The sequence below is a fragment of the Limnospira sp. genome (assembly GCF_051859755.1).
In the GTDB taxonomy this organism is placed as follows: domain Bacteria; phylum Cyanobacteriota; class Cyanobacteriia; order Cyanobacteriales; family Microcoleaceae; genus Limnospira; species Limnospira fusiformis.
Map to the genome: position 1 here is coordinate 1 of NZ_JBIMLI010000056.1, position 16,190 is coordinate 16,190.

Consider the following 16,190-nt stretch of genomic DNA (forward strand, 5'->3'; position numbering starts at 1 on the left):
TACCGCTCGAAGGAACCCTTTCTAGCCTAGACTAGCACCATATCTTTTATTCCCTGTCAACCTGCGGAATGTAGGTTTAAACGTTCCATTTATATGGGCATTCCATCTTTAGATTTGTCCTATCCACCGGGGTTACTTATAAAGGTCTGTGCAGGTAATACTAAAAACTTCCTGCTTTTCCCCTTGCTCTTTTGAGCGCAGCGTGACAACCTATTTCGCTGCCTACTTATGACGATGGTTCAAGCCAGACATTCGGTTTCCCTAATCTCCTGGATGGTTGGCAGTGGTCTCGTTTTTGGTGTTAGGTTAAACCTCAGAGCCTTCCGTTCCCCGCTTCAATCCCGGGTTTGTGATTCCCAAAACTGGGGGTGGCTATCGCCGTTACTCTCAACGCAATTGTTAAGGAATCATTAATATTTCCAGTTGGGCGTTTTGACCTTGAGTTCCCTGCCTTGTTTTGTATATTTCTATACCAAACGTTGGGACATATAAACAGTTATGGGATGGTCAGGGTACGAGTCCCTTATATTTCACCAAGGGGTGAAAGTCCCACTAGGAGGTTATTTCAGGCATTGCAGCCTTATTTGACTCCTAAACGTCTCGCACCAAGAGGTTGCACTTTATGGAAACAGAATGGCCGCGGTTATCCTAAATAAGGGGATTGCCTAACCTGTTATCCGCAAAAAAAAAGCGAGCGAGCTAACAAACGCCCGCCCGCAAGCCACTACAGCGCCCAAACAGAGAGCGGCCAGCCCCGCCCGAACTGGCCAGCCGGCAACGAGCCAACAAACACTGGACAACTAACAACAAACCAGCACCCGCACCGCCGAACAGCCAACGCACCAGCGCCAATTTTATATTGGTTAAATAAAATGGTTGAGCGCAAAAAAGGGAAAAAACTTCAGGTAAAAGTATCTATTGATACAGTTCATGTCGGAGAAAACAGTTTAATGCACATGGTCAGTTTATCTACTCACATGTATAATCATGAAATTCGCAAAGACGGTCTTATCTCAGCGAGATGAATGGAAAGGAGTAGAAAACCTTTGTATTAAATGTGGTAAATTTCATCCAAGTCAATCTCATTGGGAATTCATGGAAACCATGCCCAGTGATCCTTTGCACATGATCAATGACTTGACCAAGATGGGAGTATATAAACCCCAAACATTTGGTATTGCCGATGCTCTGAGTACCGCCGAACTAAGAAAAGAGTTATTTTTGAAAATGGCGGGTAAAGGTAATCCCAAGCGTGAAAAATTGGTCTTGGAATTAGCAAAACAAGCGGGAGGTTTGGATAATGCCTTTTCTGCCGCCTTTGGAGCAAAATCTGGGCAGTTTTTTGGGGATGCCATCCGTAATGGGGAAGTAAGTCGCCGTAAGTTTTTACAAAATATTGCCATCGGTGCAGCCCTTGTTACCCTGGTAAATGCTTGTGGGGATACGGTAATTGATCCTGATGATCCTCCCCCAGATGTATCGGATTTGGAAAAAACAGATTTACGAGTGGGCTTTATTCCCATTACCTGTGCAACTCCCATTATTATGTCTCAGCCTTTGGGCTTTTATCAAAAACATGGTCTAAATACTCAGAACGTCAGAATGCCAAGCTGGGGAGCGATAAGAGATTCCGCCATTGCGGGGGAATTGGATGCTTATCATATGTTAGCCCCCATGCCCATTGCCATGACTTTAGGATTAGGCTCGGCTACCTTTGGAGTGAAACTGGCTAGTATTGAAAATATTAATGGTCAAGCCATTACCATAGCCGACAAGCATCGGGGTAATGTCAATAAGCCAGAAGATTTTAGAGGCTTTGTTTTGGGTGTACCTTTCCCTTATTCAATGCACAATTTACTGCTCAGATATTATCTCGCCACTGGTGGTATTAATCCCGATACTGATGTTACCATTCGCTCTGTACCTCCCCCAGATAGTATTGCCCAGCTAATTGCTGGAGATATTGATGGTTTCTTGATGCCTGATCCTTTTAACCAAAGAGCCGTTTTTGAAGGGGCAGGGTTTATTTATAAACTTACCAAAGATCTTTGGGATGGTCATCCCTGTTGTGCTTTTGCAGCCAGTGATACTTGGATAAACGATAATCCTAATACTTTCCGAGCTTTGAATAAAGCAATTATTCAGGCAACGGATTACGCTAGTGAGTCAGGAAATAGGGAGGAAATTGCCGAGGCTATTTCTGGTAGATCTTTCCTTAATCAACCTGTGGAGGTGGTTAAAGCCGTATTAACGGGTAATTTTGAAGATGGTTTGGGTAATAGTTTTAATGTACCCGATCGCATCGATTTTGACCCCTATCCTTGGCAGAGTTTTGCTAACTGGATTACGTCTCAGTTAGTCCGTTGGGATATTTCAGGAAATGGTAGGGCAGCCCAATTGATCGCTGATGGTAGTTATGACGAAATCGGGCAGGATGTGTTTTTAACGGATTTAGCGAGGGAATTGGCTCAGGAATTAGGACAGACTCCCCCTGATGATATTTATCGCACGGAAACCCTGGCTTTGGATGAATTTAACCCTCAAGATCCAGAAGGCTATATACAGGCTCAAATTGATGAGTTTGGCTTCTAGGAGTTTATCCTCCCTAGCCCCTTAATAAGGGGGTAATGAATAGTTACTTATCAATTCCACAATTTTTTGTGGATAGGGGGGTAAAACTAATGCAGAGTTTGCCTTGTTGTTTTGGCAAGAAAGAGAACACTAATTGCAGTCAAGATGAATATTACTCAAGACAATAAATTTAAACAATTCTTAGAAAATGAAAACATAAAAGCGCTGGGGATATTCCTTATTTCCCTCGGCATTTTTCTCTCATCGTGGGAAATAGGGGCAAATCTGGAACTATTTTCCCAAGGAGTACCTACCGCTTCTCTGACTATTAAGGAGTTGTGGTGGTGGTTGACTAATCCTTTTTTCAATAATGGCCCTAATGATATGGGTATTGGTTGGAATTTATTGATTAGTTTGCGACGGGTGGCAATCGGTTATATTATGGCTTCGGTGATTGCCGTACCCTTGGGCATTTTAATCGGTATTTCTAAAATTGCTGCGAAAGCGTTTAACCCCTATGTACAGTTACTCAAACCAGTTTCTCCTTTGGCTTGGTTGCCTTTGGGTTTATATTTATTCCGAGATTCCGAAAAAACAGGTATTTTTATTATCTTAATCAGTAGTATTTGGCCTACCCTTGTCAATACAGCTTTTGGGGTTAGTAATGTTAACTCCGATTATCTTGATGTGGCGAGAACTTTGGGTGCTTCCCGTTGGCGCACTATTTTTAAGGTAATTATTCCGGCGGCACTACCTAATATTATTTCGGGATTAAGAATCAGTATGGGTATTTCTTGGTTGGTAATCGTGGCGGCAGAAATGCTTTTGGGCACAGGGTTAGGTTACTTCATCTGGAATGAATGGAATAACCTATATTTACCTAATATTATCGTTGCCATTATCATCATCGGTTTGGTGGGTTTAATACTTGACCAAATTTTTATCTTCCTTGAAAATCTTGTTTCTTTCGGTAAAAAATAATGACTGTATCTAATCAACCAGAATATTTAACTTATCTTGAAGCCCCAGATACTGTTCAGGTATGTTTAAGGGGAGTATCAAAGGTATTTTCTACTAAGCATGGCTTATTTGGCAGTAAGAAAAAAACTTTTGTCGCCCTTGAAAATATCAATCTCAATATTGAATACAATAATTTTGTCAGTATCATTGGCCCTTCGGGTTGTGGTAAATCTACTTTATTGAGTATTATCGCTGGTTTAACCTCGGCAACCACAGGCTCGGTAATGATGAACAAAGAACCCATCACAGGGCCGGGGCCTGATCGTGGTATGGTGTTCCAAAATTATGCCCTCATGCCTTGGATGACGGTGGAGGAAAATATCCGCTTTGCCCTGGAGACGGTTTACCCGAAAATGTCTCCTACCAATTTAAAAAGAATTGTAAAAGAGCATTTACAAATGGTGAACCTGGAAGGGGCGGCAAAAAAACATCCCCATGAGTTATCAGGGGGTATGAGGCAAAGGGTAGGGATAGCCAGAGCTTTGGCTATTAATCCTGATATTTTGCTGATGGATGAGCCTTTTGGGGCGCTAGATGCTCTAACTCGTGGTTTTTTGCAGGAAGAAATCGAGCGAATTTGGGAAGAACATCGCAAAACTGTAATCATGATTACTCACAGTATTGATGAGGCTTTGTTACTGTCTGATAAGATTATTATGATGACCAAAGGTCCGGCGGCCGGTATTGCTCAGGTGTTGGATGTGCCTTTTCCTCGTCCTCGCAATCGTCTTGAGGTGGAAGAACATCCCGCCTATCATGATTTGAAGGTGGCGATGGAGGAACATTTATACCGAGAAACTCGCGCCGTGGAAGAAGCGAGGGTGGCTTAGGAAGGTGATTATGGTAACTGAATCTAAACCCCCTTTTCCTCCTTTTACCCTAGAGACGGCGACTCAAAAGGTCAAGATGGCTGAGGATGCTTGGAATATCAGAGATCCTGAAAAGGTTGTTTTAGCTTATACGGTTGATTCTCAATGGCGCAATCGTGATGAGTTTTTGTCTGGTAGGAAGGAGATTAAGGCTTTTTTGTATCGTAAATGGGCAACGGAGTTGGATTATCGTTTGCGTAAGGAGCTATGGGCTTTTACGGGCGATCGCATTGCGGTGCGGTTTGAGTATGAGTGGCATGATTCATCTAACCAGTGGTATCGTGCCTATGGTAATGAGATGTGGGAATTTGCGGAAAATGGTTTGATGCAATATCGATTTGCGAGTATCAATGATCTGGCTATTGCTGAATCGGATCGTAAGTTCCTTTGGGAAAGGGATTAGATCCTTGTCTGTTCCCCGCAAATTTGGGGCTAGATCCCCCCCCAACCCTCTTAATAAGGGGGGAGTCTCAACAAAACAATTAATTTATTTATGGTAGTCCTTTTGAATTGTAAGATCAGATCTCCCCTTACCTCCCTTAACAAGGGGGCAATGAAGGCTAATGGTTTACAAGTTTGGATAATCAGTTATATCAAAAGTCGGGGTTTTTGCCCCCTAAATCTCCTAATTCTGGGGGTTTCCACTATTGCTATTTATCTGGACTCAATATTACAAGTTATTTAGGACTACCATGTTTACCAATCAAAAAATCAACAAATAAGGAGAATTTTAAATGACTGCACCTATTACTGAAAAATTATTGGCTGCTAAGAAAGCAAGAGGCGTTAGTTTTACTGAGTTGGAGCAACTTTTAGGACGGGATGAGGTTTGGATTGCGTCAGTGATTTATCGTCAGGCGAGTGCGGATGAGGCTGAAGCCAAAAAGTTGGTGGAGGCTTTGGGTTTACCTGCGGAGTTAGCGGATGAGTTGACTGTGCCTCCTCTCAAGGGTTCTTTAGATCCTGTTATTCCTTCTGATCCTCTGATTTATCGTTTTTATGAAATCATGCAGGTGTATGGGATGCCTATAAAAGAGGTAATCCATGAAAAGTTTGGGGATGGTATCATGAGTGCGATCGATTTTACCCTCGATGTGGAAAAGGTTGAAGATCCTAAGGGCGATCGTGTCCAGGTGATTATGTGTGGTAAGTTCTTACCTTATAAGAAGTGGTAGCACTAATTAAATAGATGGGTGCATCTCAATTAGGAGATGAGTATAATTACTCAGGGCAAAAATCTACTCTTACCCTGATTAAGCAGCTAACGCGCCATTTAGGTAGGCACAGCGACGCCTCAACACCTTCGGCACATTCTCCTTTCGCCATTGTGCCCCCGGCAACTTCACCCTCATCCCAATTTGTTTCACCAACGACTCCACCCGACCCGAACCAATCGATTGCCCCGCTTCCTGCCCAGCCTGGTAGTCTATAATCCTAGTCTGGTGATAGCAGGGTTAGCTTCGCTGTAGAGAATGGCCGCAATCGCGTCAAGGTGTTGCTGGAGTTGAGCTGGTTTCTGAGAATCCATGAGTAGAGGGAGGGTGAGTGGTGCTTCGCTCATTATGTAGGGCTGTGGGTGAAGGTTGCACTAAGTACAATTACTCATTTCCTAACTGAGATGCACCCTGATAAACAAACTAAACCCGATTATTTGGGGATGGTCTAATTACTATTCAGGAGTCATCTCATCTGAGACCTTCAATAAGCTAGACCACACAATCTGGCAAATGTTGCGGGCATGGACAGCTTCAAAATGCGGAAAGGCAAACATCGAAAAACTGAGAAATTACTATAGACCGGGAACGGTCACACTCAGTAACGGGAAAGAAAGACATGAAACTTGGTTATTCAAAACCAAAGATGGACTTACACTATGGAAACATAATTGGACTCCGATTGTCAGACATACCCTAATACGCCCAGACGCAACACTTTATGACGGGAATTGAACTTACTGGGCAACCAGAAAAGGACAAGCAATCGACACGCCAGTAAAGGTAGCCAAACTACTTAAAAAGCAAAAAGGCAGGTGTACCTGGTGTGGGCAATACTTTACCCCATCAGATTTAACTGAGGTAGACCACATTGTACCTCGAAGCCACGGTGGAAAGGATGAATACAAGAATCTTCAGTTACTACACCGCCATTGTCACGATGATCAAACAGCTCTTGATGAAGAGAGGTTGCTGTACTCTTAACAGAGAGGTGCGAAACGTTCAGGCACGCGCATAGGGTGGCAATACCCGAAATAACTGCCCGGTGGGACTTACACCCCTTGGTGGAATATAGGGAGTCGCTTCCCTGACCATCTCATAACTGTTTATATGTCCCGACGCTTAGAGAAATCTAAGCAAGGCAGGGGACTCAAGGTCAAGACAGAACGCTTGAACGGTGGGAGTTGTGACCCACCTAGTATAGCATGAAGTTGAGAGTAACGGCGATAGCCACCCCCAATTTTGGGAATCATAACCCCAGGATTGAAGCGGGGAACGGAAGGCGTGAAGTAGAACCCACTACCAGATGCGACCACTGCCAACCATCCATGATTAGGGAAACCGAATGTCCGGCTTGAACCATCGTCATCAATCCGCAGCGAAACAGGTTGATACGCTGCGCTCAAAAGAGTAAGGGGAAAAGTAGGGTTCTCTATAAAACACCTACACAGACCTTTAAAGTACCCCGGTGGATAGGACAAATCTAAAGATGGAATGCCCATATAAACGGAACGTTTTAAGTCCTCTTAGACTCTGAATATCTGGTCGAGATATCAGTAGGGATAAGTGTAACCGCAAGTCTTAGAGGATGTGAGATGTGACCAGAAGCCAACGCCCAACTGTAATGGTAGGGATATGCTAACGGGTCACGGTTTGATTGTAAAGAATAGAGTCTAGTAGGAGTTACTATGACGAAAGCGAGTTTAAAGAAAGGTTTTGAGAAATCAAAGCCAATCAAGACTACGAATGTATGGAAACAAATTCCCTGGGCGAAAGTTCAGAGAAAAGTTTTCAAGCTCCAAAAGAGGATATTTCAAGCAGCTAAATCGGGACAGGATGCAAAGGCAAGAAGGTTGCAACGTCTATTGGTGAAATCATATTATGCCCGACTCTTAGCAGTGCGGCGAGTGACCCAAGATAATCAAGGCAAAAAAACAGCCGGTGTCGATGGAATGAGAGCAATCTCACCAAGGCAAAGGTTTGAACTTGTTGAGAATATTAAAAGAAACCTCAAAGCAAAACCACTGCGACGGGTGTGGATTCCAAAACCTGGAAGGGATGAAAAACGCCCCCTGGGAATACCCACAATCCAAGATAGAGCGAGGCAAGCCTTGGTTAAGTCGGCTCTCGAACCTGAATGGGAATCGAGATTTGAAGGCACTAGCTATGGATTCAGACCTGGAAGGTCTGCCCATGATGCAATATCCAGAATCTTTCAGAGTATCAACAAAGGAGGTTATTACGTTCTGGATGCAGATATAGCTAAATGTTTTGACCGAATAAACCATGATTACCTTCTGTCCAAAATTCATTGTCCAAGCAGTCTAAAAAGAGACCTGAAATCATGGCTCAAAGCAGGCGTGCTAGATAACGGTGTATTCGAGGATACAGAAGCAGGGACACCCCAAGGAGGGGTAATAAGTCCACTCCTAGCCAACATCGCACTGGATGGGATGGTTAGGTTCATAAAGACAATGTATCCAAATAAAGGAACAACCTTTCAGGTAAACCTCATAAGATACGCCGATGATTTTGTGGTCATATCCAAAGACCTAAGAATCATTGAACAGTGCAAAATTGCCATTTCCGAATGGCTAAAACCTGTAGGACTAGAAATAAAACCTGAAAAGACTCGAATTTGCCATACGCTCAATCCCATTGAGTATAACGGCAAAACAGAAGAACCAGGATTTGACTTTCTAGGATTCAATATCAGGCAATATCCAGTAGGAAAATATAAATCTGGAAAAAGTGGGGGAAGAAGAAAAGGAGGCTTCCTATTTAATAAAAACCCTCACAAAATGTTGGGACTCAAAACTCATATCAAACCCAACAAAAAGGCAATTAAAGCCCATACAGAAGTGATAAAAGGTGTAATTGAACAACATAAAACAGCACCTCAATCAGCCCTGATTAGCAGACTAAACCCAATCATAAGGGGATGGTCAAACTACTATTCAGGAGTCGTCTCATCTGAGACCTTCGTTAAACTAGACCACATAATTTGGTTAATGTTACGGGCATGGACATCATCAAGATGCGGAAAGGCAAGTTACGAAAAGCTAGGAAACTACTTCCACAAAGGAACGGTTAAACTTAGCAACGGAAAAGAAAGACATGAAACTTGGTTATTCAAGACTAAGGATGGAATTCAATTATGGAAACATAACTGGACTCCAATTGTCAGACATACCCTAATACGCCCGGAAGCAACACCATACGACGGAAATTGGACTTACTGGGCAACCAGGAAAGGACAAGCAATTGATACGCCAATTAGAGTAGCCAAACTACTCAAGAAGCAAAAGGGGAGGTGTACCTGGTGTGGACAGTATTTCGCACCATCGGATTTAGTTGAAGTTGACCACATTATACCTCGAAGCCAAGGTGGAAAGGATGAATATAAGAATCTTCAACTATTACACCGCCACTGTCACGATGATAAAACGGCGTTAAACAACGCCAAAGCTGTATCCTTAACAATGGAACAGTCAGACTAGGAGCCGTGTGAAGGGAAACTTTCACGCACGGTTCTGAATGGGAGGGAATGGAGGCGACTCCATTCTCGACCCCTAATGGTGCGCGATGGTTTCCCGATTGTGGGTCAGACAGAACCCCCACTACCGCTAAATCCGCCACGTTACTGGTGGCAAGTGCCATCAACTAGGCGGTTTAACAGCTACCGAAAATATTGCAGAAATTGGCAACACCAACAACAATAGAATTATGGCAACAGTTTACGTTAATCCATCTACTGGCAACGATCAGGGCGACGGGAGCCAATCATCTCCCTACAAAACTCTGACGGCAGCCTGCGCTAAAGTTGAATCAGGAACTTTCATTCAATTAGAAACTGGAACCTATAATAGCGCTACTGGGGAACAGTTCCCAATTATGATTCCTAGCGGGGTCACTGTGGTGGGAAATGAATCGGGAACCGGAAGCGGGATTTTGATTGAAGGTAGTGGTCGCCATAGTAGCCCTAGTACAGGCGGCCAAGAAGTTACTATCGTGATGGCTACCAACGCTGAACTGCGGGGGGTGACAGTAACTAATAACCAAGTGAGGGGTACGGGAGTTTGGGTCGAGTCTACCTCGCCTAATATTGTACACTGCACATTTACCCGCTGTCGGCGCGAGGGAATTTACGCTACGGGTAATGGCTATCCTAATATCCTCAGTAATGCCTTTGTGGAAAATGAAGGCTATGGCCTCTCGCTGGAGGGTAATGTTCAAGGGGAAGTACGCAACAATTCCTTCCAAAATACGGGCTATGGTATTTCGGTTAAGGGTGAAGTTCAGACCCGCATTAGTGATAACACGCTTTTTGAAAATCGCTCGGGTCTCCTAATTGCTGGTAACTCTCGCCCTATTCTACGACGTAATTTGATTGAGCGCAACACTGGCGATGGTGTTGTAATTACTAATAATGCGGCTCCTGATTTGGGTAGCGCCAGCGAATCGGGTGGTAATATGATTCGCAATAATGGCGGGTTTGATATTAATCATGCTGGCTCAGTGGCGATCGCCTCTTTTGGTAATTTGCTCAGTGCTGGCCGAGTTCAGGGTAATATCAATGTGGTGGCTCAGAGCGCTCCGACTTCCTCACCCACTACTATCCATGTTAACGGATCTACAGGTAATGATTCGGCGGCGGGTACGGCTTCTGCTCCTTTCAAAACTATCACCCGTGGCTTACAACAGGCGACGGCGGGAACTGTGGTACAAGTGGCTCCGGGAACTTATACGGCAGCTACAGGGGAGACTTTCCCGTTGTATGTGATCTCTGGTGTCACGTTGATCGGTAATGAGTCTAGCCAAGGTAATGGGACTCAAATTACTGGAAGTGGTCGATTTGCTAGTCCTAGTGCGGCGGGACAAAATGTAACTATTGTCATGGAAAATAACTCGACCCTGCGCGGTGTGAGTGTGACTAATGAGGAAATTCGCGGCACTGCTGTTTGGATCGAGTCGGTTTATTGTGTGGTGGCTAATTGTCGGTTTTTTAACTCCAAGCGGGAGGGGGTTTTTGTCACCGGAACTGCTATCCCTCAGATTTTGACTAGCCACTTTGAAAAAAATGCTGGTAATGGTATCGCTTTGGCGGGAAATGCTAAGGGAGAAATTCGCGGAAACAAGCTACAGGATACTGGATTTGCGATCGCTGTTCAAGCCTCTGCGGCTCCGCTGATTAGCGACAACCATATTTATAACAACCGCACTGGTCTTGTACTTTCGGGTAGTTCTAAGCCTGTGTTGCGGAAAAATCTGATTGAGAATAATCTTCAGGATGGTTTGACTGTCATTGCAGATGCTTTTCCAGATTTGGGTAGCCCTCAAGATGCGGGGGGTAATATTTTCCGCAATAATGGTAAGTATGATGTCCAGAATGCTGGGAAGTTTACTTTGGTGTCTGTAGGAAATCAGATTAACCCCACTAACACGAAGGGAAATATTGATTTTAGTGCTAATGTGACTCCCAGTCCCAGTCCCAGTCCGAGTCCCAGTCCCAGTCCCAGTCCGAGTCCGAGTCCCAGTCCGAGTCCGAGTCCCAGTCCGACTCCGACTCCGACTCCACCTCCGGGAAGCGATCGCTTTAGTGATATTACCGGACATTGGGCGCGAGAGTTTATTGTGCGCTTGACTGATATGAATATTATCAGTGGCTTCCCTGATGGTACTTTCCGACCTAATGAGAATTTAACTCGCGCGCAACACGCGGCTTTGCTGGCGAAGGCGTTTGATATGGCTCCTATTCAGCAGGCGACTGCATTTAGGGATGTGGCTATTGATTTCTGGGGGAAAATGGCTATTGAACAAGCCAACCGGGCGGGATTTTTGGCGGGTTTCCCCGATCGCACTTTCCGACCTAATGAGAATTTGAACCGGGCTCAGGCGGTGGTATCATTGATTAATGGTCTCAAGTTGACTGGTGGTAATCCTAATTCTTTGAATGGTTACACCGATCGCGGTCAGATTCCTAGTTATGCTACAGATGCGATCGCTACTGCCACAGAACGAAGGATTATTGTTAACTATCCAACTCGGACTACCCTCGCTCCTCAACGGGATATTACCCGTGCGGAAATTTCGGCAATTCTCTATCAAACTCTGGTAGCCACTGGGCGCGCTGAGGCGATCAACTCTCCTTACATTGTCTAGTCAAGGCTAGATTATTTAGTCCCCCGCAGTAGTCCAAACCGAATTAAACCCTGTTCATATCCTTGACTCATTAATCCGAGGGATAATGCCGCTCTGATGGTTGAAGGTCCGCTGGTGAGTAAACCGAAAATGGCTGCGGGGTCAAAGGCGGAATCAATGACTAGATTCCAGAAGGGGGCGACCGCTTTTGACCAGTCGGCGGTGTCAATGTCATTAAACCCTACCCGAGTAGCGATCGCTTGATATTCTGGCAATGAGATTATATAGGGTAGGGCATAAACTTGGTAAATTTGGGCGAGGTGGCGACGTTCTGCGTCTGTTAGTTGTCCTTGCTCTCCCCCTAGGGGGCGATGACACCAAGTAGCCATTAAAAACGTGCCACCGGGTTTGAGGACTCGGTGGCATTCTTGCAAAAATTGGATTTTGTTGGGCATATGTTCCCCACTTTCCAGAGACCACACCAGGTCAAAGGATTCGTCCTCAAAGGGCATTTCTAGGGCGTTGGCAACCTGGAAATTCACATTTTCACTTAATCTAGCTTCGGCGGCGCGATCGCCTGCTCGTTGGGCTTGTACCGGGCTGAGAGTGATGCCTGTGACTCTGGCGTTAAACTTTTCGGCTAAATAAAGACTACTCCCCCCAATGCCACAACCTACGTCTAAAATCTTAGTCGTTTGAGTTCCCTCATCAAGTCCCCACTTTAGCAATTCTTCGATCAGGTCAATTTGCGCCTGTCGTCTTTCCGTTTTCCGATTCCCTTCCGGTCCGTAGTAGCCATGGTGCATATGTTCCCCCCAAATTTCTTCCCACAGGGCGGAGGAGGCATCATAAAACTGTTGAATCTGTTGATTGAGAGTGGATTTCATGGCTGCTTTTCTAATGGACAATCAATTAGGGTCAATGGTAGCACTACGGACTTGTTATGCTATATGTCTCAGTCCCCAGTCTGGTCTGGGGGTTGCGATCGCATGATTTTAGTGCTATCATAGCGTACATTGAACTCATACAATAGCCCATTTTTTAGCCAAATCAAACATTAATTAAGAAGTCGCTTTTTGGTAGTTTCCCAAAATCTAAGGTTATGAGATAATAACATCAGGGCAAGAAGGGTAAAGCGACTATGACCGAGTTAATTCAAGCCATCAAAACAGGCAATATTGAGGAATTATCAGCTTTAATAGCTGCGGAAAAAGATATCAATGCTGTGGGTGATGATGGTACAACCGCCATGCTGACAGCAGTAGGACAGGGACTAGAGGCGATCGCCCAAAATCTCATAGAGGCTGGGGCTGATGTTAACCTGGGAGATAATGATGGCTGGACTCCGCTGATGGAGGCGGCGGCACAGGGCCATTTAACCATAGCTGAAAGTTTACTACAAGCTGGGGCTGAAATTGATGCTCAGACCGATTTTGGCTTAACAGCATTCATGGCAGCCGCTGGTAGGGGTCATGTGCAGATGGTTGAGATGTTACTGAATAAGGGTGCAAATTTTCGGGTTAAGGATAACAACAATTGGACGGCTTTAATTTGGGCATCTTCTGAGAATCATCCAGAAGTTGTAGCGGTGATTAAGAAATGGCGAGACGCTCATAATTAGCTGATACTTCCCAGCACAAATTGACGATAATTCCCGGGTGTAAAATCTCCCATTGCATCCGGATTAATCTCATACAAGCCAGGTGTAAAAATCCCAATTTTAACAACTTGTAAATAGGGAATTTTTTGCAGAAATTAATTATTCGCAAATCCTGGATTTTCACAACTTATTTAACTGGTAAAAACTATGAAAGACACTTCATCAGATAACGACAATCAACAACAGGTTAGTATTGAAAATCTGCGGCATTCCTTAGCAGATAACCTGTTTTATATCACCGGAAAATATACAGAAATTGCCACCTTAAATGACTTTTATTTAGCCCTAGCTTACACGGTGCGCGATCGCCTTTTACCAAGATGGTTAAATACAGTTCGCACCGTCACCCAGCTATCAGATAATACCAAAGTAGTCTCTTGCCTATCCTCAGAATTTATGGTGGGTCCCCACTTAGTCAATCATCTAATCAACCTGGGAATTTATGACCAAGTTCGACAAGCCGTAGAAGAGTCAGGTTTAGACCTGCAAAAATTGGCGGAACAAGAACCAGAACCCGGTCTAGGAAATGGCAGTTTAGGTCGTCTCGCCGCCTGCTATATGGACTCCCTATCCACCTTAGAAATTCCCGCTATAGGTTATGGTATTCGCTATGAATTTGGGACCTTTAAACAGCAAATCCGAGATGGTTGGCAGGTAGAAATAACTGACAAATGGCTACAAAAAGGCAACCCTTGGGAAATCGTCCGTCCCGAGGCCGCAGTCGAGGTCAAATTTGGTGGCTATACAGAAGGCTACACCGATGAAGAAGACAACTATCACGCCACTTGGGTTCCTCACCAAGTAGTTAAAGGTATCCCCTACGACACTCCTATTAGTGGCTATAAAGTCAATACTGTGAACACCCTGCGCCTGTGGAAAGCAGAAGCGCCAGAGTCTTTCAATTTCCAAGCATTTAATCTGGGAGACTATTACGGCGCGGTTGACCAAAAAGTGGTATCTGAAAATATCACCAAAGTTCTCTATCCTAATGATGAACATATACCCGGAAGACAACTGCGTTTAGAACAGCAATTTTTCTTGGCTTCCTGTGCTTTACAGGACATGATTCGCTGGCATCTAAAATCCGGTGGTAACCTGGAAACCTTCCCGGATAAATTTGCGGTTCAACTCAATGATACTCACCCGGCTATTGCTATAGTAGAATTGATGCGGTTATTAATGGATGAACATGATATCCAGTGGCATGATGCTTGGGAAATCACTCAACAAACTTTCTCTTACACCAACCACACTTTACTACCAGAAGCCCTAGAAAAGTGGCCAGTAAATTTGTTGGGTCGTCTACTTCCCCGACACCTAGAAATTATCTATGAGATTAACCGCCGCTTTTTAGAAGAAGTCCGTAATAGTAATGGTCGTGATGGTCATAAAATTGCCAGACTTTCATTAATTGATGAAACGGGAGAACGTTATATAAGAATGGCTAACCTGGCTTGTTTGGGGAGTCACTCTATTAATGGGGTAGCCGAATTACATACGGAATTGTTGACTAAAGATACTCTGGGAGATTTTTATGAATTGTTCCCCCACAAGTTCAGCAATAAAACTAATGGGGTAACGCCACGACGTTGGTTAGTCCAAAATAACCCGGGTCTGACTAAGTTGATTTCTGAAAAAATTGGGGAACATTGGATTACCCATTTAGATGATTTGCGCCAGTTAGAAGGCTTCGCAGACGATGGGGATTTTCGCTATCGTTGGGGACAGGTTAAACTAGATCTAAAACGTTCTCTGGCTGGTCATATTCAACAGCGTTTGGGGGTGACGGTTAACCCAGAGTCTCTGTTTGATGTTCAGGTGAAGCCTATTCATGAATACAAGCGACAGCATCTGAATATCCTGCACATTGTTACTCTTTATCACCGGATTAAGCAAGACCCGACTGTAAATATTGCCCCTCGCACGTTTATTTTCGCCGGGAAGGCGGCTCCGGGGTATTTTATGGCAAAATTAATGATTAAGTTGATTCACTCCGTGGCTGAGGTGATTAACCATGATCCAGATGTGGGCGATCGCTTGAAAGTTGTGTTCCTTCCAGACTATAATGTACTATGCCAAATCCTCTATCCGGCTGCTGATCTCTCTGAACAGATTTCTACTGCTGGTAAGGAAGTCTCTGGGACTGGTAACATGAAGTTCTGCCTTAATGGTGCTTTGACCATAGGAACTTGGGATGCTGCTAATATTGAGATCTGCCAAGAGGTTGGTCAAGAGAATTTCTTTCGCTTTGGCTTGACTGCTGATGAGGTTTACCAGCGCAAGGCTGAGGGTTATAATCCCTGGGATTATTATTATGGCAATTCTCAACTCAAGGAGATTATCGATCTGATTGGGTCTGGTCATTTTGCTGATGAAGACAGCACCCTATTTCAGCCTCTGATTGATTCCCTGCTACACCAAGACCAGTATATGCTATTTGCTGACTACCAATCCTATCTTGACTGCCAGGATAGCATTTCTCGGGTTTGGTGCGATCGCGATCGTTGGTTGAAAATGTCCATTCTCAATACCGCGCGTTGTGGTAAATTCTCTTCTGACCGCGCTATCCGAGAATACTGCGATCAGATCTGGCATTCTTCGCCAGTTTCCATTCAACTCGCTGATTATGTCCAACCACAGACGGCGTTAAGAGTTGACAGTTGAGGGTTAATCATGATATTATGGGGGTGGGAGGAAGGGAAATTTTGATTAACC

General features: G+C 44.4%; 10 protein-coding genes and 2 pseudogenes. 10 read left to right on the forward strand and 2 right to left on the reverse strand.

Annotation, left to right across the window (positions count from 1 at the left end; genetic code table 11):
* Positions 1–987: 987 nt before the first annotated feature.
* The 5 genes from ACTIE0_RS11785 to cynS all read left to right on the forward strand — a co-directional run bounded on the left by ACTIE0_RS11785 (position 988) and on the right by cynS (position 5,635).
* Positions 988–2,592 carry a CmpA/NrtA family ABC transporter substrate-binding protein gene (locus ACTIE0_RS11785; RefSeq protein ID WP_006620531.1) on the forward strand — a complete coding sequence of 535 codons (1,605 nt, stop codon included), beginning with the start codon at positions 988–990 and terminating at the stop codon, positions 2,590–2,592.
* A gap of 144 nt (positions 2,593–2,736) precedes the next feature.
* Complete coding sequence (gene ntrB, locus ACTIE0_RS11790) at positions 2,737–3,552, forward strand: nitrate ABC transporter permease (RefSeq protein ID WP_006620530.1); 816 nt, start codon at positions 2,737–2,739, stop codon at positions 3,550–3,552.
* Positions 3,552–4,421 carry an ABC transporter ATP-binding protein gene (locus ACTIE0_RS11795; protein ID WP_006616530.1) on the forward strand — a complete coding sequence of 290 codons (870 nt, stop codon included), beginning with the start codon at positions 3,552–3,554 and terminating at the stop codon, positions 4,419–4,421. Before ntrB ends, ACTIE0_RS11795 begins: the two co-directional genes overlap by 1 nt.
* A 10-nt stretch (positions 4,422–4,431) precedes the next feature.
* A complete protein-coding gene (locus tag ACTIE0_RS11800) occupies positions 4,432–4,863 on the forward strand; it encodes a nuclear transport factor 2 family protein (RefSeq protein WP_006620528.1) in 432 nt (143 codons plus the stop codon).
* A gap of 331 nt (positions 4,864–5,194) precedes the next feature.
* On the forward strand, positions 5,195–5,635 hold the full coding sequence (gene cynS, locus ACTIE0_RS11805; protein ID WP_006620526.1) for a cyanase: 441 nt from the start codon (positions 5,195–5,197) through the stop codon (positions 5,633–5,635).
* A gap of 78 nt (positions 5,636–5,713) precedes the next feature.
* Here the strand turns inward: cynS and ACTIE0_RS11810 are convergent.
* Positions 5,714–5,905 (reverse strand): annotated as a pseudogene (locus ACTIE0_RS11810) (ISKra4 family transposase); the annotation flags it as partial.
* 180 nt (positions 5,906–6,085) lie between these two features.
* On the opposite strand from ACTIE0_RS11810, the pseudogene ACTIE0_RS11815 reads away from it, so the two are divergent.
* The 3 genes and pseudogenes from ACTIE0_RS11815 to ACTIE0_RS11825 form a co-directional block, all read left to right on the forward strand.
* Positions 6,086–6,658 (forward strand): annotated as a pseudogene (locus ACTIE0_RS11815) (HNH endonuclease); the annotation flags it as partial.
* Between the two features lie 704 nt (positions 6,659–7,362).
* The gene (gene ltrA, locus ACTIE0_RS11820; RefSeq protein WP_439516905.1) at positions 7,363–9,174 is read left to right on the forward strand and encodes a group II intron reverse transcriptase/maturase; all 1,812 of its coding nucleotides are present in this window, start codon (positions 7,363–7,365) and stop codon (positions 9,172–9,174) included.
* Positions 9,175–9,400: 226 nt separating this feature from the next.
* Complete coding sequence (locus ACTIE0_RS11825) at positions 9,401–11,836, forward strand: DUF1565 domain-containing protein (protein WP_006625615.1); 2,436 nt, start codon at positions 9,401–9,403, stop codon at positions 11,834–11,836.
* 11 nt (positions 11,837–11,847) lie between these two features.
* Here ACTIE0_RS11825 and ACTIE0_RS11830 read toward each other — a convergent pair whose 3' ends face one another.
* Positions 11,848–12,702, reverse strand: a complete 855-nt coding sequence (locus ACTIE0_RS11830; RefSeq protein ID WP_006625616.1) for a methyltransferase domain-containing protein — start codon at positions 12,700–12,702, stop codon at positions 11,848–11,850.
* A gap of 254 nt (positions 12,703–12,956) precedes the next feature.
* On the opposite strand from ACTIE0_RS11830, the gene ACTIE0_RS11835 reads away from it, so the two are divergent.
* Together ACTIE0_RS11835 and ACTIE0_RS11840 are read left to right on the forward strand one after the other, a co-directional pair.
* Entirely contained in the window at positions 12,957–13,436 is a 480-nt protein-coding gene (locus tag ACTIE0_RS11835) for an ankyrin repeat domain-containing protein (RefSeq protein WP_006670571.1), read from the forward strand.
* 186 nt (positions 13,437–13,622) lie between these two features.
* Positions 13,623–16,139 (forward strand): glycogen/starch/alpha-glucan phosphorylase, encoded by a 2,517-nt coding sequence (locus ACTIE0_RS11840; RefSeq protein WP_439516906.1) that lies wholly within the window; start codon positions 13,623–13,625, stop codon positions 16,137–16,139.
* Positions 16,140–16,190 lie beyond the last annotated feature (51 nt).